Below are 22,627 nucleotides of genomic sequence, written 5' to 3'. Positions count from 1 at the left end.
TCTATAAACGCATCGGCATAACTACATACATTGCATGTTCGTCACCAGCGGCTTCAATAAGCGTACTGCTGTTCGCATCAGAAAGCGTAAATTGTACATCTTCAGACTTTATTGTATTTAACACGTCTAATAAGTAAGAAACGTTAAAACCAACTTCAAGATCATCGCCTTGGTAACCTACCTCAACAATTTCTTCAGCTTGCTCCTGCTCTGGGTTATTGGCACTAATTTTTAATTGTCCATTACTCAGATTCAATCGCACGCCACGAAACTTCTCGTTAGAAAGAATAGACACACGCTGAAATGCACTACGTAGCCATTCGCGATTTGCGGTAACCAACTTGTCCCCGCCACGAGGTAATACGCGACGATAATCAGGGAATCGACCATCCACCAGCTTACTCGTGAAAGTAAATTCGCTGTCGATGATGCGCACATGATTAGCGCCAAATTGAATGGTGATAGTTTCATCATCCGCAGGCAATAAGCGCATGATCTCTTGCACGCCCTTACGAGGAATGATCAATTGACGCTGCGTTTGCAATGACTCAGGTAATTTTTGCTGCGCAATTGCCAAACGGTGACCGTCAGTGGCTACCGTTTTAATTTCATTATTATCTACTTCGAAAGACATACCATTTAAATAGTAACGTACGTCTTGGTTAGCCATAGAGAAATGCGTTGCTTCTAGCAATTTTCTAAGCTCTAAACGCGTTATGGCAAACTCAACCTCACCGTCCCACTCTTCAAGATTAGGGAAGTCTTCAGCGGCTAAGGTTGTCAAAGAAAAGCGACTTTGACCGCTAGTCAGTAGCAATTGATGCTCTTGGCTACTCAGCACTAAATCCGAGTTATCAGGCAAGCTCTTACAAATATCTAGGAGCTTTTTCGCCGGTAAAGTGATCTTGGCGTCTGGCACATTGGTTTCAAGGGCAACAGATGCAACAAGCTCTATCTCTAAATCTGTACCTGTCATATGTAACGCGCCATTTTTCACTTCTAGCAATACATTAGACAAAATAGGCAGTGTATGTTTGCGCTCAATGGCACCCGACACCTGTACCAGTGGCTTTAAAAATAGTTCTCTTGGAATCGTTATTTGCATCATTTAACCCTTAAGAAGACAGCGTTCTAATTAAGTTTTGATAATCTTCTTTTACCTCATGACTTTCATCACGAAGTGCTTTTACTTTTCTACACGCGTGTAACACGGTGGTATGGTCGCGGCCACCAAATGCATCACCTATTTCTGGCAAGCTGTGGTTTGTCAGTTCTTTAGACAATGCCATGGCAACTTGTCTTGGCCTTGCAACTGAACGGCTACGACGTTTTGACAATAAGTCAGAAACACGAATTCGATAATATTCCGCCACGGTGCGCTGAATATTATCGATGGTAACAAGTTTGTCTTGTAGCGCTAATAAGTCGCGTAGCGCTTCTTTAACAAAATCGATAGAAATTGGACGACCAGTGAAGTTGGCATTAGCTATCACGCGGTTTAACGCACCTTCTAACTCTCGCACATTAGAGCGTAATTTCTTAGCAATAAAAAAGGCAACTTCGTGTGGCAAGTTAATATTACTTTGCTGCGCTTTCTTCATTAAGATAGCAACGCGAGTCTCTAATTCTGGTGGCTCAATAGCAATAGTTAACCCCCAACCAAAACGCGACTTCAGTCGGTCCTCAACCCCTTCTATTTCTTTAGGGTAACGGTCAGAAGTTAGAATGATTTGTTGGTTGCCTTCAAGCAGCGCATTAAAAGTATGGAAGAACTCTTCTTGCGAACGCTCTTTGTTTGCAAAGAATTGGATATCATCAATCATCAATGCATCAACGCTGCGGTAGTAACGCTTGAATTCTTCAATGGCATTATTCTGTAGTGCTTTAACCATGTCCTGAACAAAACGCTCTGAATGCATATAAACAATTTTTGCATCCGGTTTTTGTTCAATGATGCCATTACCTACAGCGTGTAACAGGTGCGTCTTACCCAGACCTGTACCACCATAAATAAATACCGGGTTGAATGCAGAACCTGGATTATCTGCAACTTGCGTTGCAGCGGCTTTTGCCAGCTGGTTAGATTTACCTTCCACAAAGTTATCAAAGGTGTAATTCTCTTTAATATTAGACTTATGCGAAGATTTAGGAGCAGGCTCAACTTTTTCTGCCATTTTTGGCTGAGTGCCTTGCAGCATTGACATGTTATCAGCTGCATGACCTACACTTGCGGCTTTTTCGTTAGATAAACTTGGTTGTGCAGCTAACACAGGTTTGCTACCCACATCAAAGCGCAGCTCTGGTGCTTCATCACCACAGATCTCAATCAGCAGTTCATTGATGCGGTGGAGATACTTTTCTCGTACCCAATCCAATACAAAACGATTCGGCGCATAGATAGTTAGCGTATCATCAGTACTTTCTGCCTGTAGTGGTCTTACCCACATGCTAAATTGCTGAGATGGCAATTCATCTTGCAAAACATATAAACAACTTTGCCAAACCGACAGATACACTCTGAACTCCAATAGGTTTTGATTCCCGGGAATAAAAAATAGAGCATTCAGATCTAAAAAATCAGATCTAAATGAAAGGATCGCCGGAAATACTTAGTTTTTATTACAAAATCACTGGTGGAAGCGGGGTATTATGAAGTGATCTTATCCACAAGTTCAATATTGACATTTAGAAAAAGCAAGATCTCACCCTATCAAAAAAATAAACACATGAAATTTAAAGGTTTTTATTTTTTACCCACAAGTAAGATCATAGCAAAAAACTCTCCCGATCTCACCCCAAAATTAAGATCAAATTTAGTTTTCCAGAGCTTTTCCTATTCTTACTAAATGCTATAATGCCGCCCATCGGATCAGATCTATGCAGATCGATTTCGTATTGATCCTACTTTATGTAGATCGTCTATGTTTGCTCGATAGCTTTGCCAAGTTTTGTCTATATAAAGGATAGAGAAACCTCTCACTGTGGATTATTTAGCCACAGAGAACAGATTTTGATTGACTTTAGACGCGCTCAGCTTTAATATCTCGCGCTCGCAATGGCACCTGTGCCAGGATCGCGACCTGCATAGGATGTTTTAACTTTTAACCGATCGGATGGAATTGTTATGAAAAGAACTTTTCAACCTAGCGTACTTAAGCGCAAGCGCACTCACGGTTTCCGTGCTCGCATGGCGACTAAGAACGGTCGTAAAGTATTAGCACGTCGTCGTGCTAAAGGCCGTAAAGTACTTTCTGCTTAATATTTAGTGGAAGACTTTAGCTTTAGCAGGGAGTTACGTCTGTTAACTCCCTCGCATTACTCCCGCATATTTCAAGAGCCAGCTCGCGCTGCTACGCCTTATTTTACTCTACTTGCAAAACCAAATGATGTTGGTCATCCAAGACTCGGCTTAACTGTAGCTAAAAAACGCTGCAAAAAAGCATGTCAACGAAACCGTATCAAACGACTTGCCAGAGAAAGCTTTCGATTAAATCGTCATAAACTTGATAACATCGATATTGTGTTGATGGTCAAAACCGGTGTTGACGAGCAATCTAATGAAGAGCTAACTAAACAGCTCACTAAGATGTGGCGCAAAATAAATGAACGTTGTAAGCCAGGTGCACCTAAACCACCTTTTAAGCCGAAACCTCAACACAAGCGTTCAAAAAATCCTCAAGCTAACGCGAAAAAGCAATAATCTGCTTTAGCCTTTCCTTTTTACGGCGCATTTACCCTTGCTAGCATAGTAATTTTACGCCAATTAAGGTAAGGTTAGCTCACCTTTTAATCAGCTATATCAATAGAAAAATAGTCTGTTTTTACCCACTTGGGTTGAAGCAGTAAATTGAGGAAATTGATATCTACAAAGCCATGAATTCAACTTCAGGGCGTAACAAGATCAGAGATCAGTTCAAAGCAGTTTGTTCGCTTCCCAAGCACCTGCTTATATTGCTGATCCGCGGTTATCAACAATGGATTAGCCCCCTACTCGGGCCTCATTGTCGCTTTAACCCGACCTGTTCTAGTTATGCAATTCAAGCAATTAATTTACATGGAATTGCAAAAGGGAGTTGGTTAGCGGTTAAACGCATATTAAAATGTCACCCTTTGAGCGCAGGTGGAGATGATCCTGTACCTGTGAAGTCGACTAAAGTTAAACAACACGAGAAATAAGAGCTGTTATGGAATCGCAACGCACGTTTTTATTTATCGGTTTGTTGCTGGTTTCGTTCCTACTGTTCCAAGAGTGGACACAAGAACAAAACCAACCACAAGCTGATACCAGTGCCGTCACACAACAAGTGGCGAACTCAACCCCAACAGAAGAGCAAGCTGATGTACCAGCATCAAGCCAATCCGATGTCCCAGTTGTAGCAACTCAGGCAACACGTTCTGTCATTAGTATCACTACCGATGTACTTTCGGTAAAAATTGATACTAAAGGCGGTGATATCGTTGAAGCCAACTTACTACAACACGCAGAAACCCATGGCAGCGACACGCCTTTCATGTTACTTGGTGAATTTGAAGGCAAACAGTATGTTTCACAGAGTGGTTTAATTGGTTTAAACGGCCCAGATGCAAACAAAGCTGGTCGCCCAGTCTATGAGTCGGCACAACAGCAATATGAGCTAAATGGCGATACATTACGTGTACCACTGACTTTTACTGATGAGAAAGGCGTACAGTACACAAAAACTTATGTATTTAAAGCAGGTAAATATGACGTTGACTTAGAATACCAAGTTAACAACACCACCTCATCACCTGTTCAAGTACAACTATACACACAAATCAAACGCACACGCCAAGATAAAGGCAGCATGGTTGATCAGACCTACTTAGGCGCAGCCTATGGTACCGCTGAAGAACCTTATGAGAAATACAGCTTCTCTGATATGGCGGATGCGAACCTGAATAAAAATACCCAAGGCGGCTACGTTGCTTTCCTACAGCACTACTTCGTCAGTGCATGGGTGCCGGATCAGCAAACCAATAATACGATTTATACCGCGCTTAGAAATGGTAGTGGTATTGTTGGTATGAAGAGCGAGCCAACCAATGTGCAAGCAAACAGCACGGCAACTATCCATGCGGTGTACTACATGGGTCCTAAAGACACAGAAGCGCTTGAAGCAATTCAAGAAGACCTAGATCTCACTGTAGACTACGGCTGGTTATGGTTTATTTCACAACCGTTATTGACTCTGCTTAAGTTCCTTTACGGTATTTTAGGTAACTGGGGTCTGGCGATTATTGCTATCACTTTGATTGTAAAAACGGCGTTATACCCACTAACTAAAGCGCAATACACCTCAATGGCTAAAATGCGCATGCTACAGCCTAAGATGCAGGCACTAAAAGAGCGTTATGGCGATGACCGCCAGAAGTTCGGCCAAGCGATGATGGAAATGTACCGTAAGGAAAAAGTGAACCCAATGGGTGGCTGTTTCCCACTATTACTACAAATGCCAATCTTCCTAGCCTTGTTCTACGTATTCCTTGAATCAACAGAACTACGTCATGCTGAGTTTATGTTGTGGCTAACGGATCTATCATCAATGGACCCGTACTACGTACTACCTGTGCTATTTGGCGCAAGTATGTTCCTAACCCAAAAACTACAGCCAATGACAGTTACAGACCCAATGCAACAAAAGATGATGACTTACATGCCAGTCGTGTTCTCAATCTTCTTTATTTGGTTCCCATCAGGTCTGGTACTTTACTGGTTGGTTTCAAACCTTATCTCTATCGCTCAGATGCTTATCATCTACCGTGGCATGGAGAAAAAAGGCATGAAAGTACGCGGTTAGTTCTGACGTAATACACTAAAAAAGCGGCTCTCCTTTGAGCCGTTTTTTTATGCATTTTAAACAAGCACTTGATAAAATTTGATAGCGATTTTATGACGATTTGATAGGTCAAATCTGGGCTATTCGTCATGCTCTTTTGCAGTTAAAAAATGCAAAGAGAAGACGATGCTTGAATCTACGTTACTACAGGCACTCTCCAGTGCCGAAACTGATTGGTGGTTAGTGCCTATAGCACTCTTAGTCGGTGTACTCACCAGCTTTACGCCCTGCGTATATCCCATACTTCCCATAACTGTTGCGACTCTTAGCCAACAACGCCATATTCGCCTTGCCCCAGTCTGGTATGCACTAGGCTTTGCAGCTGTGTACGCCGCGCTTGGATTTATTGCAGCATTAACCGGTAGCTTCTTTGGCCAAGTAGCAACAAACCCTTGGGTGCTGCTAATTTTTGCCAATCTATTACTCTACTTTGCTGTGGTATCAAAAGGTTTAGTCTCTCTGCCACGCTTGCCAAATGCGATTTCAACAGGCTCACCAGCACCTCTTCTAATGGGCATGGCCAGCGCTCTTGTTGCGGCTCCCTGTACGTCTCCAATTCTAGGTGGCTTATTGCTCTTCGTTGCTAATGCCCAGCAACCTCTATTAGGAGGCGCGCTGCTGTTTAGTTTTGCGCTCGGTATGAGCACCCTATTACTGCTAGCAGGGCTAAGCACACGCTTTTTGCATACATTACCAAGATCTGGAGCTTGGTTAAATCACATCACTACAGCAACCGCACTTATCTTAGTCGCGATGGCGCAATATTTTCTTATTCAAGCTGGCAAAAGTTGGCTATAAAACGCAAAGGAACCACCATGAAAAAAATCGTATTTTATTCACTCTTTATGTTACTCAGCACAATGTCTGCAGCAAAGGACTATCCCGTACTTACCGCCAATACGCTTGCAAATAATACCGTAACCAGTCAAGGCAAAGTCACTTACTTGAAGTTTTGGGCAACGTGGTGCTCCTACTGTGTGGAAGAAATGCCACTGCTTGAGCAAAGCTTTCAGCAAGCCAATAACCACTATCAGGTTATCGCCGTTAATATTGGCTTCAATCAGTCAAAAAAAGGCGTGCAAGCTTACCTTGATAAACATGATTACCAATTTCCAACGGTATTTGATGGTAATGGCAAGATAACTCAGCAGTTTCAAGTGTTAGGCACGCCACAACACATCCTCATTGATGAAAACGGCAAAGAAATCTATCGCAGCGCATTGTTTACAGATGAGCTGCAACAACATCTGAGCACACTCCAAGGAGCAAACTAATGCCATCAATTAAAGCCCTACTTATGTTCGCCGCTTTGTGCCTCAGCGTGTTTGCGCACGCTAACACGCAAGAGTATGTGTTTATTAATATTTGGGATGAGTATGTACAGCCCACGACTCTACCAACGCCACTAGCACCAAGGAGATTGCTACAGCCCGATATTAATATTGATGAGGCAAGCTTAGCGCAGTTTAAAACGGCCTACCCAAGCTATGCTGAGTTAGCCATTGATAAGCAAAACCAGTTGCTGCAACGGTTTGCAATAAGGCAAACACCTGTTCGTGTTATCGTTAAAGACGACAAAGTTATCAAACGAGAGTTGTTGACGACTAACAGTGCACCAAGCACAGAGAAAGAAACACGGATCCCATTGCAAACACTCACAGGTACGCCATTTTCGATAGCGACGATAAACAGTCAATACAGAGTGTTATTTTTCAGCGATAGTTTGTGTCCGTTTCAACATATTCCTGCCTGTGAAATGAGAATAAAGCAAAACAATCAACTCGCTGACTCGAGTGCGTATCCGGTCGTTACTGTGATTAAGCCCTTTTATGTGGAAGAACAAAGTGCTCGAGACTACCAACAACGCTTTGAGGTCAAACACGATATTGTGTTCGATCACCACAACGAAGTATTTAGCCAGTTTGAGATTAGAGAGCTACCTTACTGGGTGGTACAAGACAAACATGGTGAAGTCGTTTATCGCGGTAATCAGCCACCCAACATAGACTAGAGCCTAATTTATCGTCCATTTACTCTGACAATAGACGCTGTAAGGGGCATCGATAAGTTCAGCTATAAAATGCTTATCGATGCTGCTTTGCTGGCGTATTTGCAGCAACTGTTGCTGTAATAATTGGCTGTTTTCGAGTCCGGCCAATTTATCTGAAAAGCGCTTTTGCAGCGCTTCTTCTTTTAACATATCAGCCGCAACAACACCGTAAAGCAACAAAAGATGTGAATTGGTATGTTGATGTTCAGTAATGATCTCAAGCGCTTGTTGAGGCTCGTTTCTCAAAAGGTGGATATACATTTGCGTATAGAGCGCATAGGTCTCAACTTCTTGTAGCTGTAACGTTTGATAGTCTTGCATTGCTTCAATCGTCAACGGCTCTGCTAATTCGAGCTTGCCCGCTTTGATCCAGGTCCAACCCAGTAACAATTTAACGTTGGCACGCGTCACCGAAGAAATATAATCGCTTTCTAACAGCATTTGATATTGCGTAATTGCACTTTGCATTGCATCCGTATCACCCGTTTGCAATGCGATATCCATATGCGCCATGCCAATCAGTAATTGCTGTTGTTCATAACTTGGAATAAAACGCGGCTCACCGTTAATCTCATTTAAGTAACGTAGCGCCTTTTCTCCCTGATGTAGCTGAATATAGTAGAACCCTAGGTAAGTGAGTAGTTGCTTTTCTAAATAGTGATAACCATTTTTCTGAGCTAAAGCGAGGGCTTTTAATAAACTAGGCTCACTTTCAACCACTGGCACTAAGTAATTTTGACCATAAGCAAACAAAGCTTTTATTAGATTCATGGTCTGCTCTGTTTGCTCATAATAGGCAATGGCTTGCGCGAGTACAGGTTTACTCTTCTCTAAGTTCAGTAACGTTTTTTCAGCGGGACCAGCCGCTGGTGGATTGGCAAGATAGAAACTCCGCTGTGCTTCGCTATAGGCAAACGATCGACTGCCTATCAAAACATGCGCTGAACTCATCGCTTGCTGGTATTCATCCCAACGTTGTAACACCCAAAAAGCATCTGCTTTGAGTTGATATGCCATCGCTATCAACTCAACTTGCTGGCTTTGCTCAGCAGCATCGAGGGCAAGCTGAGCTTGTTGCAACGCTTGCTGATGTAAGCCTTGTGCCTTGAAAAACTCTCCGTAATAGAGGTGGTAGCGAGCACGAGTCGCGATTGACGCTGAACTTAGTGAAACCTGTTCGAATCGATGGGTGGCAGAATCAATATCACCGAGCTGCCAACAAATTTGCGCAAGCTCCAACTGGCTTTCTAGATGTTCCGGCATTTGTGCCACAGCCGCCTCAAAATATGCCTTTGCCAGTTGAGGTCCCTGTTCATTTAATGCTTGTACACCGCGGTAATAGTCATTCATTGCTAGATTTAAGGATGATTTTTTGGCGGTCTTAGTGTCAACACCTAGCGCTAACTGCGCAATAACCTCTGTTGCAATCGCTTCAAAGCTCTCATCTAACTGTTCAACAATTATTTCGCTTTGCTTATCTCCATAAGTAACGCTGAGTATAAAACGCTGTTGTATCGGCTTGAGTGAAAGCGTGAGCTGATTAATCGTACTATTCTCTGCAAGCTCAGGATATTGGCTTCGCGGTACTAATTGATAATGAGACTGTAAATGTTGTCTCAATGCTGCTTCAAGCGCATAACCCCACCACGCATTGGCTTGCACACCCGTCTCATTCACCATAGGCACAATGATTAACGAGTCTTGCTCAGCTTGTACACGAGTGACAACGTGTGCTGAACTATAAACGAGGTAAACACTCGCCGCGACTCCACTTAACGCAACAGCGCCAACGACAAGCATCGCCTTCATTGTTGTAGTGAATTTGAATGTGTTAAATGTGCGGCTCTCAACAGGACAAATCCACTGATAACCTTGCTGTGGTATGGTTTTAATAAAGGTGGGTTGCTGGGCGTTATCTTTGAGAGCTTGTCTTAGCTCAGTGATACTTTGTGTTAGTGCAGCTTCTCTAAATTCACCGTGTTGCCACAACGTGCTGAGCAATGTTTCACGTGTAACAATTTGATTTGGATGGGCTAAAAAATAAGCCAACAGCTGCGCAACTCTCGGCCTCAGTGGCACTTGCTCAGCATCACGATATAAACACGAGACATTTGGATCGAAGCGGTATTGAAGAAAGTGCAGCACAGCGTTAGTTTCCCTTATACAACCTTTGCTAATAAGAACAGTAAAAACTGTGACCATAATTATACCTGACAAAAGCGCATAACCGTATCATTAAGGTCATCAACCACCCAAAATGCAAGGAGCAGACTTAGATATTACCCACCAGCTATACCTGAGATATATCAATTGCTGTACAATTATGGCTATTAACCAGACAGTCTAAAGAGTCATCATGATCGCACAAGACACCATAGCAGCACAGGCTACCGCACCGGGTCGCGGTGGCGTTGGTATTATTCGAGTTTCAGGGTGTAAAGCCCGAGCAGTTGCCGAGCAAATCTTAGGTAAATGCCCAAAAACTCGCTATGCCGAATACCTGCCATTCAATACCCTAGCAGGTGAACAACTAGACCAAGGTATTGCATTGTTCTTCCAAGGGCCGAACTCATTCACTGGTGAAGATGTCCTTGAGTTACAAGGCCACGGTGGCCCCGTGGTACTTGATATGCTGTTAAAGGAAATCAGCAAAATTGAGCAAGTGCGCTTGGCAAAGCCTGGTGAGTTCTCAGAACGTGCTTTTATGAACGACAAGCTAGACTTAACGCAAGCAGAAGCTATCGCAGACTTGATCAACGCCACCAGCGAGCAAGCTGCAAAAAGTGCACTACATTCACTACAAGGTGACTTTTCTAAACATATCAATACGTTGGTTGAGAAAGTAATTCATCTGCGCATGTACGTAGAAGCCGCAATTGACTTTCCCGACGAAGAAATCGACTTTCTTTCCGATGGTAAAGTCTCGGGTGACCTAGAAGCCATTATTCAGCAGCTCGCAGAAGTACGTAAACAAGCCAAGCAAGGCAGCATCATGCGTGAAGGCATGCGCGTGGTGATTGCAGGCCGCCCTAATGCTGGTAAATCTTCACTACTCAATGCCTTAGCAGGCCGTGAAGCTGCGATTGTTACAGACATCGCAGGTACCACACGAGACGTACTACGTGAACATATTCATATTGATGGCATGCCACTTCATATTATCGACACCGCAGGACTTCGTGATAGTCCAGACAAAGTAGAGCAGATAGGTATTGAGCGTGCTTGGGAAGAGATCCGCGGCGCCGATCACGTACTATTTATGGTGGATGGCACCGAAACCCACGAAACCGATCCTGCGAAGATCTGGCCTGATTTTATCGAGCTATTACCGCAAGGCATGGAAATTACCGTGATCCGCAATAAAGTCGATTTAAGCGGTGAAGCCGTTGGCGCAACAACGAGTGATGGCCATACCCTTATCCGTCTAAGTGCTAAAGACATTCAAGGCATTGATTTATTGAGGGAACATCTAAAAGCCTGTATTGGATTTACTGGTGCAACTGAAGGTGGCTTTATGGCTCGCCGTCGTCACTTAGACGCCCTAGAGCGCGCAGCTGAGCACCTAGAAATAGGTCAAACTCAGCTAGAAATGCATATTGCCGGTGAAATTTTGGCAGAAGAGCTACGCCTTACCCAGCAATACCTCAATGAGATCACCGGTGAATTCACCTCCGATGACTTGCTGGGCAAAATCTTTAGCTCATTTTGTATTGGTAAATAACCCAAATATCTAAGTAGTCATACGCCTTTTTTGGGCGTATGACTACACACTAACTAGCGTATTGGTTTACCGCTTCTTTTACCTTGCGAGATTTGTCTTTTCTTAATGGAGCTAGCAATGCTTCAGCGTCTGCTGCTTGGCTGAATATTTCAGGAAGTTCAGCGCGGCGATCAGCATATAAATAGCTCAAACTCTGTTTAAAACTGCCATATTGGCCACGAGCATGTGCCACGATAAATTCACGACATACGTCAAAGTGACTGCGCTTAATACAAAACAGCACCAAATGTTCGGGTTTAACGCCTATATCAAATAACCAGGTGAGCAAAAATGCCATGCTGGTTTCGGACGCTTCGCCTTCATATTCACCGCTTTTCGATAGGTAAGTTTCAAAATCTATCTCATTGTGTGCCAGTTGATGTAATAGCCAAGGTTGTTCCATTTGCGCTTCAATTAATTTAAAGCCCCGATAATCATGATTAAGAAGCAGACGTACCAGTTTGTTGCGACGCTCAGCATCTAACATCCACACAAACTGACGAAGACTATACATTTGATATTCATCGGCATCGATACGCATAAACTCGGTGGAAATTTGCCCTTTAAACAGCGCAGCCATGACATCAAACTCGACCTCGTTATGTAGATAAGCCATCGTTTGCTCAACAATCGCGTTAATGCGATTGGACTGCACTTGCAGCTCAGCCACGCGTTTTATAATAGCCGCACGCTCAAGCTGCTCTGAAAATATCAGTAACGGCCCAGATGGCAGCCTTTCTTCATACCAAGCAAGCGGTACCTCATGATCGGCCATCACAATAACGTAATTGTCTCCTTGCTTTTGTAACACAGTGCACGCTTCCCAACTTCGACCATCAACATGGCAAGGTTTATCGTGTATTGAGAGGCTATCCGCTACAATGGCTTTATGCAGCTTCTTTGGTAACTTTTCACCTTCACCGAAATATAGACAATCCCGACCTAATTCCTGTGCTAACGCATGCTCCCAAGAGTGCAGGTTTAATTGCACAAAAATATCAATCGCGCGTTGTAAATCATGGCTGAAATCAAGCTCAACTTCCGGGTGTTTAAGCGACACATGATGTAAAAACTCAATTTTCGTGCGCTCATTGATATATGCGAGTCCCTGCTCCATAGCTTTGGCTTTGTTACGTCCCATGCTGCCAAACATACTGTTATCATCACTGGCTATTTCGCTGTAAATCTCTATCCAATTCAAGTAACGTTCGGAGTTATAACGTTGGTTGCTCATTTCATAGGCATTCAGTATACCGCCATCTATTCCAGCTTTACTTAACTGTTCGTAGACCTCAATTTCATCGAGTATAGTGTCAAACTCTATGCTCCAATGATCATCCGAATAAGCACGAAGCACATTGCGTGCAACCCTAACTGGCGCTAGTGCAATAATAAATTGCCATAAACGATCCGCTTTGTATTGTAGGGGTAAAGGTAGCTGTCGCAACCAAAATGCCGTTAGGGTAAAGCGTTGGAAATCATCATCATGATCTTTAAAAAGCTGATAGCTTGACTGCTTTTCACTAAACTTGTTTAGGTAAAGATCGCCACGACAACACTCATCTCGATACAACTGCGGCTGCACTAATGCCAATAAACTGCTTAAATCATCTTGCGGCGTGTCTGCAGTAAAGTAATCACAGATCCGCGTTATTTGTACCTCAGACAATCCTAAGTTATCAGGGTTATAATGATCGGACTTTTTATGACATTTCTGAATGATGTGCTGGGCAGCGAGTTGCCAAATATGATTGTCGTTAAGATAATTTGCTAGTGCCTCAGTAATATCATCGCCAATATGCTGATTATAATCACTGTGCAGGTGATAGCTGGCCAGTGTAATTAATCCCATATCCAATTGCGGCCATTGCTTTGGGTGGCACAGCGCACGCGATGAGCGGAAATGCTCATTGACCAACTTAAGATGCTTGCGACACAGTAATTCATCTTGGTTGGTGAAGTGACAAAATATCGACTGGATATTTTTGGCTTTAGCATTTTCAGCCGCGCTCTTGATATCAGACACGGATAGTTGAGTATAACGCTGATAATAGGCTTCTCTCGAGAGTAGTGCTTCATCACCTTCGGTAAGTGATGCCATCATATATTTGCAAAACTCACGCTTGCCTAGGGCATGGTAAAATACATCAATCACGCGAAGGTACTGCTCAGCACGAGCTTGTAGTAAGTTATTTTCTGCATCATTGCGTACCGCAAGCGTCAACACCATGCCATTTGGTTGTGTATATTCAGCTTCTTCACTGAAGTGATCTGTAAGTAGATCGCCTCGCACAAGGCTGAGTACCGACTTCAGCTCCTCGACTATACCTTGATTATTGCGCTCAAAACTACTCAATTGATCAATAAGATGCTCAGCCATGTCACTGGCATGCACTTTCGCTAATTCAAGCACATCTACTTCACAGATTGTTTCCAATACTGTTTGTGGTTCCCCAGTTTCAATGTAGCGCCACAATACTTCGCCTTGGGGCATAGCCAGCACTAAAGGTTTCAGCAAATTAGTACCATAGTTAAGCTCATATTTACGCTCACCTCTGGCTAGATAAGCACGATAATTTGCGCGAGCAGCAATGGCACTCTGTGCAATTTTAACTAATGGGCCTGCAACCTGTGATTGGACTTTTTGCTGTAAATCATACGCTTCATTTTCGAGGGTACTGCCAAAAAATGGCATTGCCATAAAGCTGTCTTTAGCCTCTTCATCGTCATAAAAACAGCTATGGGGGAATAGCGATTGATACAAAGAGATCACAGGCTGATGACCACTCAGGTCCTCTTCTTCATCCTCATCACACATGGTATCGACATCGGCAAGTAATACGGGCTCAGCTTGAAAACGTGCAATGACTAATGCTTTAAATTGCTCATAACTCTCAGGATTTTCGCGTAAATATTCCCCAAGCGGCTGGTAGTCACATTCTTCACTGTATTGATCATTTTTGAACATGCCAGATCTAAAGTTATCGTTGTCACACCAAATAAATGCTTTGATCATTTCACGATGCCAACCGTGCTCGTGTAGCAATACACTTAAATAACTTTCATAACCGCATGCATGTTCATCATCCCAATAAGGCACAAAGTATTGTGCTAGCAAATAGGCGTACTGTATATCCGTCTTTGCAAGCATATACAAAGCTTCAACGCCAAATACCCGCATATCATCAAGCCACATTTCATCGGTGTCATTTTGGCGGCGACTATAGGCCACTATTGCCTTGGCGGCTTCTACAACAGCTTGTTTGATCTCAGGGTATTGCAGCGCTGCTGCAAATAAAATGACCTCAGAAATATAGTTTTCGGTATCATCAAGTATGGTGTGGTCATAGTGGTGAGCACCGCCTTCTTGGCCTAAATCTAATGCAGATTGAAGCAACTTTAGGTTGTTGCCACTATCTTGGGGTTGCAAACGGCGCATCCCCGCTTCATCAAGTTGCTTAAACTCAACATCAAACTGACTGTTAAAACAGGCCTTATCGCTGTCCAACAAAGCCTTATACTGAGCTAATGCTAATTCTATTTGTTGCGGGTTTTGGATATCCAGCGTGATTATCTGGTTTTTATCGAATTGGTTCATGTCGTTATTTCTAATTGAATTTGACGTATAGCCGTACTAATCGGACTATAGAGAAGAAAAAGAGAATGAAGCGCAGCTTTGTGCACTGCGGCAATTTCAAGTAAATGCTAAACACAGCGAGTGGCAGCTACGCGTTAGCATCCTCAGCTTGCAGCTCCTTTAACTTGTCGATATCTATTTGACAGTCCTGCTTTGCTTTTTTCTGTTGATCGGGTGTCATATCATCCCAATGAATATAACCACCGTGTGCGTATGGCGCATTGTATAAATAGTTGGCGAATTTTTTGTTGACTGTACCAGAGACTAACCCTCTTACAGAGCCCTGTTTATCAGCAGCCCACAGTGCGACACGTTTAAATTCCAACTCTCCAGATGCATTAATACGAAATGAGTACCAATTTTCAGCAGCACTAATGTGCAGATCCTTATCCATGTTTTACCTTTTGTAGTTCCTTAATATCAACACTATTATTTCGAATCCATATAACTAGGTCAACATCAAACTTATAGTTAAGCTTTTGATAAATATTAATAAAAAGTAAAGAGTAGCACACTTATAATAAGGATCTGAGCGATAACCGCAAATCTACTCAATCACGTTAAGTGCTAAATCTGGCCAGTCCAATACCCGTACACTAGGTATCCTAAGCGCTGCAACTTAGGAGAAATAACATGGCTCTATCTACAACTTTCAATGCACTACACCAACAATCAGCCCCGCTTTTTCTAGCTAACTGCTGGGATCCATCATCAGCGCTTATCATCGAACAGGCTGGTGGTCAGGCCGTTGCGACAACAAGCTGGGGTATGTCTAATCATCAGGGCTAGAAACCTGAGCTTCGGATAATTAATGCCTTTCTAGCAGCCAGTTTTAGCGCTACCTGCGTTGAATTCACTTCCAATAGCCAGCTATTGGTGCATAAATTCGCCTAGCTATCCCCAAAACTCTCTGGCTAGACAAGGAAATAATTTAATATGATTTTAAAAATAATGAGTTAGCTCATTTCTTATCCAAACCTCAGGTTAAAAAGATGGAGAACAACTCACATTTGACCGTGTACTACAAACAGTAAGTGCCATTCTTAAGGTGATCACTATTCCATTAAGTGTTGATATTGAGGCAGGCTACAGCGCGGATCAAAATCAGATCATCAACCATATTATCCAATTGGCCGACCTTGGCGTTGCCGGTATCAATATTGAAGACAAACCCAGTCACCAGAACAGCTTACGCGATATAAAGGCACACCAAACGCTATTGCAGGCAATCAAACAAGCTTTACGTCATAATGGTTTCGATCATTTTTTTATTAATGCCCGTTGCGATCTTTGCTTACAACCACAGTGGACTGAAGCGACGCTGCATGAGCGTGCACTCGCCTATCAAGCAGCGGGTTGCGATGGCTTTTTTATTCCCGGTTTAACCGACGCCACCATGATAAAACGCCTAACAGCCCTGCTTTCAATTCCAGTCAATGTGATGCTGTTGCCCGGATTTAGTGATAAACAGGCGTTAGCAGAGTTAGGAGTCAAACGTATCTCATCGGGTAATGCTCTCAGCGATCATGTGATAGCACTACAAGAATCAGCCACCAGAAGGCTGCTCGAAGAACATACTGTAGACTTCTTATTTGAACAATCAGTCCGCACAACTTGGCTGTCAAACTAAATAAATCACAAGATCTGACCGCTTTTTTAGATTCTTTTATTATATGGATCTAACTATATAGATCTAAAAGACTGGATCGACTTCCAGCTTTTAGATCGTTATCCACAACACCTCATCCACAACCTCAAAATTTGTTCAAAAACAGCGGAGATCTTACCGTTTCAAGCATGCGCCTTGGCTTAAAAAAGTATTTTTAGGCTCAGCTATCCCATAGATTATCCACAAATAAATCACCGAGTTAAGCTTAGGAATATTTTATTTTCTGCTTTTATTTCATAAGGATAAGTGAAAACACTAAAAATTACACACTATTTGTGCAAATATTTTTATCCAATAACTTCAAAGCCCTCTTTACATATTCACGTTAAACGCTAAGATGGCGCGCAATACGACTTAGGTAAGGGTAACAATGCAAACTTTAGATCTTATTGTAGGCAGCCAAATGGGATCAGCAGAATACGTTGCTGAACAGCTAATGGAATCGCTTGAATCTCAAGGTTATACCGTGAATTTGCATGAAAAACCTGAGCTTGAAGCTTGTCAGCAAGCACTTTGGCTGGTGGTGACATCAACCTATGGGGCCGGTGACTATCCAGAAAACTTATTACCTTTTATATCAGCATTAAAAGCGAGCTCGGATCTAAGCCAGTTACGCTTTGCGGTAGTAGGAATTGGTGATTCAAGTTATGACACCTTTAATCATGCAGCTATTAATCTTGCTGATCTACTTAAAGAAAAAGGTGCAACACAGCTGTTAGACATAGAAAAGATCGACGTTTTACACCCAGATCTACCAGAAGATACCGCTATTGCTTGGTTACCTAAGTTTGTTGAATGTGTCGCTTAACGCTGCAACATTGAAATACACAGAAGTTATTCACAAATTCAGTCTATTTTAGATCGTATTGTGGATAACCTATGATCTAACTGCTGATCTACGCTTACTTATCCATTGGATAAAATAATTCAGATCTAGCCCTGTGAATAAAGAGCCAAGTTGATCAAAGGTTTTAAGCCCATTGATCCGATCTAATTCACACCAATTGATCTTAGTTAAGCAGTTGGATCTAAACAGGAATACAAAACTATTCACAGATCAAAGGATCAGTAGTAGTAAGATCAATAAAGATCTTTAAAAAGATCCTTATATATTTTAAGTGATCTCTTTTTTGCGTTGTGCAAAGTTTAACCATTTCACTTCTGGTTAATTCTAGGTAGAATACGCATCCTTTCTAAATTTGCTCGGTTGTTTTAAGTAGGATCCCGTAAATGATTTATCATGAACATTTTGATGTCATCGTTGTTGGTGGTGGACACGCAGGCACTGAAGCTGCACTTGCAGCTGCACGTATGGGTATGAATACCTTATTGTTAACACACAATATGGATACCTTAGGCCAAATGTCGTGTAACCCAGCTATTGGTGGGATTGGTAAAGGTCATTTGGTTAAAGAGATCGATGCGCTTGGTGGTGCAATGGCCAAAGCAATCGACAAAGGTGGGATCCAATTTCGAACGCTTAATTCATCGAAAGGCCCTGCGGTACGAGCGACTCGTGCTCAGGCAGATCGCGCATTGTATAAAGCGGCGATCCAAGACATTTTGCAACACCAAGAAAACTTAAAGATCTTTCAACAATCTTGTGATGATCTGATTGTTGAAGGCGATCAGGTCAAAGGTGTCGTAACTCAAATGGGTTTACGCTTTAGCGCTTCTTCAGTGGTGCTAACGGTTGGTACTTTCTTGGGTGGCCAGATCCATATTGGTTTAGAAAACTTCAAAGGCGGCCGTGCTGGCGATCCTCCTTCTATCGCTTTGGCTGAGCGTTTACGTGAAATGCCTTTTAGAGTTGATCGTCTAAAAACAGGTACCCCACCACGTATCGATGCAAGAACAGTTGATTTTTCAGTGATGCAAGAGCAACCAGGCGATACCCCTACTCCGGTTTTCTCGTTTATGGGCAAAGTGTCTGATCATCCAAAACAGATCCCTTGTTATATCACCTATACCAATGAAAAAACCCATGATGTGATCCGCAATAACTTACATCGTTCGCCGATGTATGCTGGCGTGATTGAGGGGATTGGTCCGCGTTACTGCCCTTCAATCGAGGATAAGATTGTGCGTTTTGCTGATAAAGAAAAACATCAAATCTTCGTAGAGCCTGAAGGCTTAACGTCATACGAGCTGTATCCAAATGGTATCTCCACCAGCTTACCATTTGATATCCAACTGGAGATCGTGCGTTCTATTAAAGGCTTTGAGAATGCGCATATTTGTCGTCCTGGTTATGCAATTGAGTACGACTTCTTCGATCCTCGTGACCTAAAGCAATCATTAGAAACTAAGTTTATCAATGGCTTATTCTTCGCTGGTCAAATAAATGGTACAACCGGTTATGAAGAAGCTGGCGCACAAGGGTTGATTGCGGGTATGAACGCAGCCCTTCAAGTTCAAGGCCGTGAAGCATGGACACCGCGCCGTGATGAAGCTTATGCCGGTGTGTTGATTGACGACTTAGCAACGCTTGGTACAAAAGAACCTTATCGTATGTTTACCTCTCGTGCTGAATACCGTTTGTTACTGCGTGAAGACAATGCGGATTTACGTCTAACGGAAAAAGGTCGCGAACTAGGTTTGGTTGACGATGAACGCTGGGCTGCATACAACGACAAGCTTGAAGTTATGGAACAAGAAGCACAGCGTCTACGCAATACTTGGATCCATAAAGATCACCCTGCACTTGAAGCGGTAAATGGATTATTGAAAAAACCACTGGTACGCGAAGCCAGTCTTGAAGATCTGATCCGCCGTCCTGAGGTTAATTATCACGACCTGATGGCAATTGAAGGATTAGGATCTGAGTTTGATAATATTCCAGCCCTTGAACAGGTTGAGATCCAAACTAAGTACGCCGGTTACATTGCACGCCAACAAGATGAGATTAATAAACAGCTTCGTCATGAAGAGACATTACTGCCTGCTGAGTTTGATTATGCTCAGGTAAGCGGCTTGTCAAATGAGGTTGTGGCAAAGCTAAGTGATGCTCGTCCACAAACGATTGGCCAAGCTTCACGTATTTCTGGTATCACCCCTGCTGCTATTTCGCTATTATTAGTGTATCTGAAAAAGCAAGGGCTATTACGTAAGTCGGCGTAATAGCAGTGGAACACTGTGTTACTAGAACAATTGAATGAATTACTCGCTGATACCTCTATCGAGCTCAGCGAACAACAAAAGCAGCAGTTGGTCGAATATGTCCAGCTGCTGGATAAATGGAACAAAGCCTACAACCTCACTTCCGTTCGTGACCCAAAAGAAATGATGGTGAAACACATCATGGATTCTTTGGTTGTTGCGCCACACTTAACAGGCAGTAACTATATTGATGTTGGCACCGGACCGGGTTTACCGGGTATGGTTTTAGCGATAGCTAGACCGGACATCAATTTTGTTCTTCTTGATAGCCTTGGTAAAAGAGTTCGATTTTTAATGCAGGTAAAACATGGGCTTGGCATTGAGAATGTTACCCCAGTGCAGTCTCGAGTTGAAGAATATCAGCCAAGTGTTAAATTAGACGGTGTACTCAGCCGTGCTTTTGCATCACTACAAGATATGATCCAGTGGTGTTCACATTTAATCGATAACCAAGGTGTATTCTTAGCACTAAAGGGTCAATACCCTGCGGATGAGCTAGAACAATTACCAAACGGCGTGAGTTTATCGCAAGATATTAGTTTAGTGGTGCCCAAGCTTGAAGGTGAGCGCCATTTAATCATTCTTTCTAAAGATTAATTGTCGAGGACAATGTGGCAAGAGTCATTGCAATAGCAAACCAAAAAGGTGGTGTTGGTAAAACAACCACTGCGGTGAATTTAGCCGCGTCCATGGCGGCGACTAAACGTAAAGTTCTGTTGATCGATCTCGATCCCCAAGGTAATGCAACCATGGGCAGTGGCGTTGATAAATACGCCGATGTTGCAACGGTTTATGATCTGTTGATCGAAGAAGCGCCTATGGATCAAGTGATCACCACAGAAACCAGTGGTGAGTATCATCTGATCGCAGCGAATGGGGATGTAACCGCGGCAGAAGTCAAACTGATGGAGTTGTTTGCGCGCGAAGTGAGACTACGCAACGCCCTTGAGACGATAAAAGATAAATATGAGTATATATTCATCGACTGTCCACCTTCATTAAATATGCTAACGGTAAATGCCATGGCTGCCGCCGATGCGGTTTTAGTTCCGATGCAGTGTGAATATTATGCACTGGAGGGATTAACAGCTTTAATGGACACCATTACCCAACTCGGTAAGTTGGTGAATCCAGGATTGCAAATTGAAGGCATTTTGCGCACTATGTACGACCCGCGTAATCGTCTAGCTAACGACGTATCTGAGCAGTTAAAACAACACTTTGGCGATAAAGTGTACCGGACTGTGATCCCTCGTAATGTGCGATTAGCGGAGGCGCCAAGTTTTGGAGCGCCTGCGATGTATTATGATAGAGCATCAAGCGGTGCGAAAGCTTATCTAGCGCTAGCGGGTGAAATGCTAAGACGCAAAGAAAAGCAAGCGGCTGCGGTTGCCTAAGAGGATAAAAAGAACATGTCGGTTAAAAAACGTGGTTTAGGCCGAGGGTTGGATGCCCTACTCAGCTCAGCTAAACCTAATCCAAGTGCTGCGGCACCTGTGCCTAATCAACAAGAAGCGGTCGCGACAGTCAGTGAAGCACCTGCCGAATCGGCGGTTGAACAAGAGTTACAACGATTACCTATTGAGTGGCTAAAGCCGGGTAAATATCAGCCGCGTAAAGATATGTCTGAACAGGCACTTGAGGAACTGGCGAGTTCGATCCGTTCACAAGGGATTTTACAGCCTATTGTGGTGCGTAAAGTTACCACGCAAAGCTTTGAAATTATTGCCGGTGAGAGACGCTGGCGTGCGGCACAACTGGCAAAGCAAGATACCGTTCCTTGTTTAATCAAAGATGTGCCGGATGAAGCGGCTGTTGCAATTGCGCTTATTGAAAACATTCAGCGTGAAGACCTCAATGCAATGGAAGAAGCAATTGCTCTAGATAGATTGCTAAATGAATTTGAACTCACGCATCAGCAAGTTGCCGATGCGGTGGGTAAATCGCGTACAACGGTCACCAATTTACTTCGTCTCAACAATCTCAACGATGATGTAAAAATCTTGTTGGAACATGGCGACATAGAAATGGGCCATGCTCGTTGTTTACTTGCCCTAACTGGTGAGGCGCAATCTGAAGCGGCAAGAACTGCTGTGGCCAAGGGATTAACCGTAAGAGAAACCGAAAAACTGGTTCGCACCATTTTAGAGCCTGTTGAGAAAAAAGAAGCGAAGCAAAAAGATCCTGATGTGAAGCTGCTTGAACAGCAATTACAGGAAAACTTAGGCGCAAAAGTTGAGATCAACTACAACCAAAAAGGCAAAGGTAAACTGGTTATTTCCTATGCTAGTTTGGATGAGCTTGATGGTATTTTGGGGCGTATTAACCCTGAAATGAATGAAGCTGACTAACGGTAAACTTAACCAATTGACTAATCCGTGAATGCGGTGCTTTATTTTGCGCCGCTATTTCTTCACCGATATGCTGCGAAATAGCGAGAATACGAAGAACTTTGATGGAAAAATAGCCACTCTTGTACAGGCTTTAATTTAAG

The 22,627-nt window shown here is 43.1% G+C and carries 19 protein-coding genes and 1 pseudogene; 15 read left to right on the top strand and 5 right to left on the bottom strand.

Features of this window, described 5'->3' with window-relative positions:
* Window position 1: 1 nt before the first annotated feature.
* A complete protein-coding gene (dnaN, locus tag EXT48_RS17975) occupies window positions 2-1,105 on the bottom strand; it encodes a DNA polymerase III subunit beta (protein ID WP_130165267.1) in 1,104 nt (367 codons plus the stop codon).
* 10 nt (window positions 1,106-1,115) lie between these two features.
* The gene (dnaA, locus tag EXT48_RS17970) at window positions 1,116-2,516 is read right to left on the bottom strand and encodes a chromosomal replication initiator protein DnaA (RefSeq protein WP_039493141.1); all 1,401 of its coding nucleotides are present in this window, start codon (window positions 2,514-2,516) and stop codon (window positions 1,116-1,118) included.
* Window positions 2,517-3,124: 608 nt separating this feature from the next.
* Here dnaA and rpmH point away from each other — a divergent pair.
* The 7 genes from rpmH to EXT48_RS17935 all read left to right on the top strand — a co-directional run bounded on the left by rpmH (window position 3,125) and on the right by EXT48_RS17935 (window position 7,869).
* A complete protein-coding gene (gene rpmH / locus EXT48_RS17965; RefSeq protein WP_010376846.1) occupies window positions 3,125-3,259 on the top strand; it encodes a 50S ribosomal protein L34 in 135 nt (44 codons plus the stop codon).
* A 6-nt stretch (window positions 3,260-3,265) separates the two neighbouring features.
* A complete protein-coding gene (gene rnpA, locus EXT48_RS17960) occupies window positions 3,266-3,700 on the top strand; it encodes a ribonuclease P protein component (protein WP_010376847.1) in 435 nt (144 codons plus the stop codon).
* A gap of 173 nt (window positions 3,701-3,873) precedes the next feature.
* The gene (gene yidD / locus EXT48_RS17955) at window positions 3,874-4,176 is read left to right on the top strand and encodes a membrane protein insertion efficiency factor YidD (protein ID WP_240703401.1); all 303 of its coding nucleotides are present in this window, start codon (window positions 3,874-3,876) and stop codon (window positions 4,174-4,176) included.
* Window positions 4,177-4,184: 8 nt separating this feature from the next.
* Window positions 4,185-5,819, top strand: coding sequence for a membrane protein insertase YidC (gene yidC / locus EXT48_RS17950; RefSeq protein WP_130165240.1), 1,635 nt, complete (start codon window positions 4,185-4,187; stop codon window positions 5,817-5,819).
* A gap of 165 nt (window positions 5,820-5,984) precedes the next feature.
* Window positions 5,985-6,656, top strand: a complete 672-nt coding sequence (locus EXT48_RS17945; protein ID WP_130165239.1) for a cytochrome c biogenesis protein CcdA — start codon at window positions 5,985-5,987, stop codon at window positions 6,654-6,656.
* A 17-nt stretch (window positions 6,657-6,673) separates the two neighbouring features.
* Complete coding sequence (locus EXT48_RS17940) at window positions 6,674-7,132, top strand: TlpA disulfide reductase family protein (protein WP_045988475.1); 459 nt, start codon at window positions 6,674-6,676, stop codon at window positions 7,130-7,132.
* Window positions 7,132-7,869: a hypothetical protein gene (locus EXT48_RS17935; RefSeq protein ID WP_130165238.1), complete on the top strand. Its 738-nt coding sequence runs from the start codon at window positions 7,132-7,134 to the stop codon at window positions 7,867-7,869. The genes EXT48_RS17940 and EXT48_RS17935 overlap by 1 nt, the downstream gene beginning before the upstream one ends.
* A 3-nt stretch (window positions 7,870-7,872) precedes the next feature.
* On the opposite strand, the gene EXT48_RS17930 is transcribed toward EXT48_RS17935, so the two are convergent.
* Window positions 7,873-10,053 (bottom strand): winged helix-turn-helix domain-containing protein, encoded by a 2,181-nt coding sequence (locus EXT48_RS17930; protein ID WP_240703400.1) that lies wholly within the window; start codon window positions 10,051-10,053, stop codon window positions 7,873-7,875.
* Window positions 10,054-10,264: 211 nt separating this feature from the next.
* On the opposite strand from EXT48_RS17930, the gene mnmE reads away from it, so the two are divergent.
* Window positions 10,265-11,629 carry a tRNA uridine-5-carboxymethylaminomethyl(34) synthesis GTPase MnmE gene (gene mnmE, locus EXT48_RS17925; protein WP_130165236.1) on the top strand — a complete coding sequence of 455 codons (1,365 nt, stop codon included), beginning with the start codon at window positions 10,265-10,267 and terminating at the stop codon, window positions 11,627-11,629.
* A 49-nt stretch (window positions 11,630-11,678) separates the two neighbouring features.
* Here mnmE and EXT48_RS17920 read toward each other — a convergent pair whose 3' ends face one another.
* Both EXT48_RS17920 and EXT48_RS17915 read right to left on the bottom strand, forming a co-directional pair.
* Window positions 11,679-15,266, bottom strand: a complete 3,588-nt coding sequence (locus EXT48_RS17920; protein ID WP_130165235.1) for a hypothetical protein — start codon at window positions 15,264-15,266, stop codon at window positions 11,679-11,681.
* Window positions 15,267-15,393: 127 nt separating this feature from the next.
* Window positions 15,394-15,699 (bottom strand): hypothetical protein, encoded by a 306-nt coding sequence (locus tag EXT48_RS17915; protein WP_130165234.1) that lies wholly within the window; start codon window positions 15,697-15,699, stop codon window positions 15,394-15,396.
* Between the two features lie 239 nt (window positions 15,700-15,938).
* Here EXT48_RS17915 and EXT48_RS17910 point away from each other — a divergent pair, with 239 nt between their 5' ends.
* The 7 genes and pseudogenes from EXT48_RS17910 to EXT48_RS17880 all read left to right on the top strand — a co-directional run bounded on the left by EXT48_RS17910 (window position 15,939) and on the right by EXT48_RS17880 (window position 22,484).
* Window positions 15,939-16,094, top strand: coding sequence for an isocitrate lyase/phosphoenolpyruvate mutase family protein (locus EXT48_RS17910; protein ID WP_084204195.1), 156 nt, complete (start codon window positions 15,939-15,941; stop codon window positions 16,092-16,094).
* Window positions 16,095-16,305: 211 nt separating this feature from the next.
* A pseudogene (locus tag EXT48_RS17905) lies at window positions 16,306-16,935 on the top strand (isocitrate lyase/phosphoenolpyruvate mutase family protein); the annotation flags it as partial.
* Window positions 16,936-17,344: 409 nt separating this feature from the next.
* Window positions 17,345-17,782: an FMN-binding protein MioC gene (mioC, locus tag EXT48_RS17900; protein WP_010604148.1), complete on the top strand. Its 438-nt coding sequence runs from the start codon at window positions 17,345-17,347 to the stop codon at window positions 17,780-17,782.
* Between the two features lie 422 nt (window positions 17,783-18,204).
* A complete protein-coding gene (gene mnmG, locus EXT48_RS17895) occupies window positions 18,205-20,094 on the top strand; it encodes a tRNA uridine-5-carboxymethylaminomethyl(34) synthesis enzyme MnmG (RefSeq protein WP_010604147.1) in 1,890 nt (629 codons plus the stop codon).
* A gap of 15 nt (window positions 20,095-20,109) precedes the next feature.
* A complete protein-coding gene (rsmG, locus tag EXT48_RS17890; protein WP_010376874.1) occupies window positions 20,110-20,730 on the top strand; it encodes a 16S rRNA (guanine(527)-N(7))-methyltransferase RsmG in 621 nt (206 codons plus the stop codon).
* A gap of 14 nt (window positions 20,731-20,744) precedes the next feature.
* Window positions 20,745-21,530 (top strand): ParA family protein, encoded by a 786-nt coding sequence (locus tag EXT48_RS17885; RefSeq protein ID WP_010376876.1) that lies wholly within the window; start codon window positions 20,745-20,747, stop codon window positions 21,528-21,530.
* Window positions 21,531-21,545: 15 nt separating this feature from the next.
* Complete coding sequence (locus EXT48_RS17880) at window positions 21,546-22,484, top strand: ParB/RepB/Spo0J family partition protein (RefSeq protein WP_017218543.1); 939 nt, start codon at window positions 21,546-21,548, stop codon at window positions 22,482-22,484.
* Window positions 22,485-22,627: the final 143 nt, after the last annotated feature.

Source organism: Pseudoalteromonas sp. CO348, from assembly GCF_004208845.1.
Lineage (GTDB): Bacteria > Pseudomonadota > Gammaproteobacteria > Enterobacterales > Alteromonadaceae > Pseudoalteromonas > Pseudoalteromonas maricaloris.
This window is presented reverse-complemented; position numbering and strand designations above follow the sequence as displayed.

Coding starts and splice junctions, on each gene's coding strand:
- rpmH (WP_010376846.1), top strand. CDS start 3,125: ATGAAAAGAACTTTTCAACCTAGCGTACTTAAGCGCAAGCGCACTCAC.
- EXT48_RS17880 (WP_017218543.1), top strand. CDS start 21,546: ATGTCGGTTAAAAAACGTGGTTTAGGCCGAGGGTTGGATGCCCTACTC.
- mioC (WP_010604148.1), top strand. CDS start 17,345: ATGCAAACTTTAGATCTTATTGTAGGCAGCCAAATGGGATCAGCAGAA.
- mnmE (WP_130165236.1), top strand. CDS start 10,265: ATGATCGCACAAGACACCATAGCAGCACAGGCTACCGCACCGGGTCGC.
- mnmG (WP_010604147.1), top strand. CDS start 18,205: ATGATTTATCATGAACATTTTGATGTCATCGTTGTTGGTGGTGGACAC.
- EXT48_RS17915 (WP_130165234.1), bottom strand. CDS start 15,699: ATGGATAAGGATCTGCACATTAGTGCTGCTGAAAATTGGTACTCATTT.
- EXT48_RS17935 (WP_130165238.1), top strand. CDS start 7,132: ATGCCATCAATTAAAGCCCTACTTATGTTCGCCGCTTTGTGCCTCAGC.
- EXT48_RS17910 (WP_084204195.1), top strand. CDS start 15,939: ATGGCTCTATCTACAACTTTCAATGCACTACACCAACAATCAGCCCCG.
- dnaN (WP_130165267.1), bottom strand. CDS start 1,105: ATGCAAATAACGATTCCAAGAGAACTATTTTTAAAGCCACTGGTACAG.
- EXT48_RS17940 (WP_045988475.1), top strand. CDS start 6,674: ATGAAAAAAATCGTATTTTATTCACTCTTTATGTTACTCAGCACAATG.
- yidD (WP_240703401.1), top strand. CDS start 3,874: ATGAATTCAACTTCAGGGCGTAACAAGATCAGAGATCAGTTCAAAGCA.
- yidC (WP_130165240.1), top strand. CDS start 4,185: ATGGAATCGCAACGCACGTTTTTATTTATCGGTTTGTTGCTGGTTTCG.
- EXT48_RS17920 (WP_130165235.1), bottom strand. CDS start 15,266: ATGAACCAATTCGATAAAAACCAGATAATCACGCTGGATATCCAAAAC.
- EXT48_RS17945 (WP_130165239.1), top strand. CDS start 5,985: ATGCTTGAATCTACGTTACTACAGGCACTCTCCAGTGCCGAAACTGAT.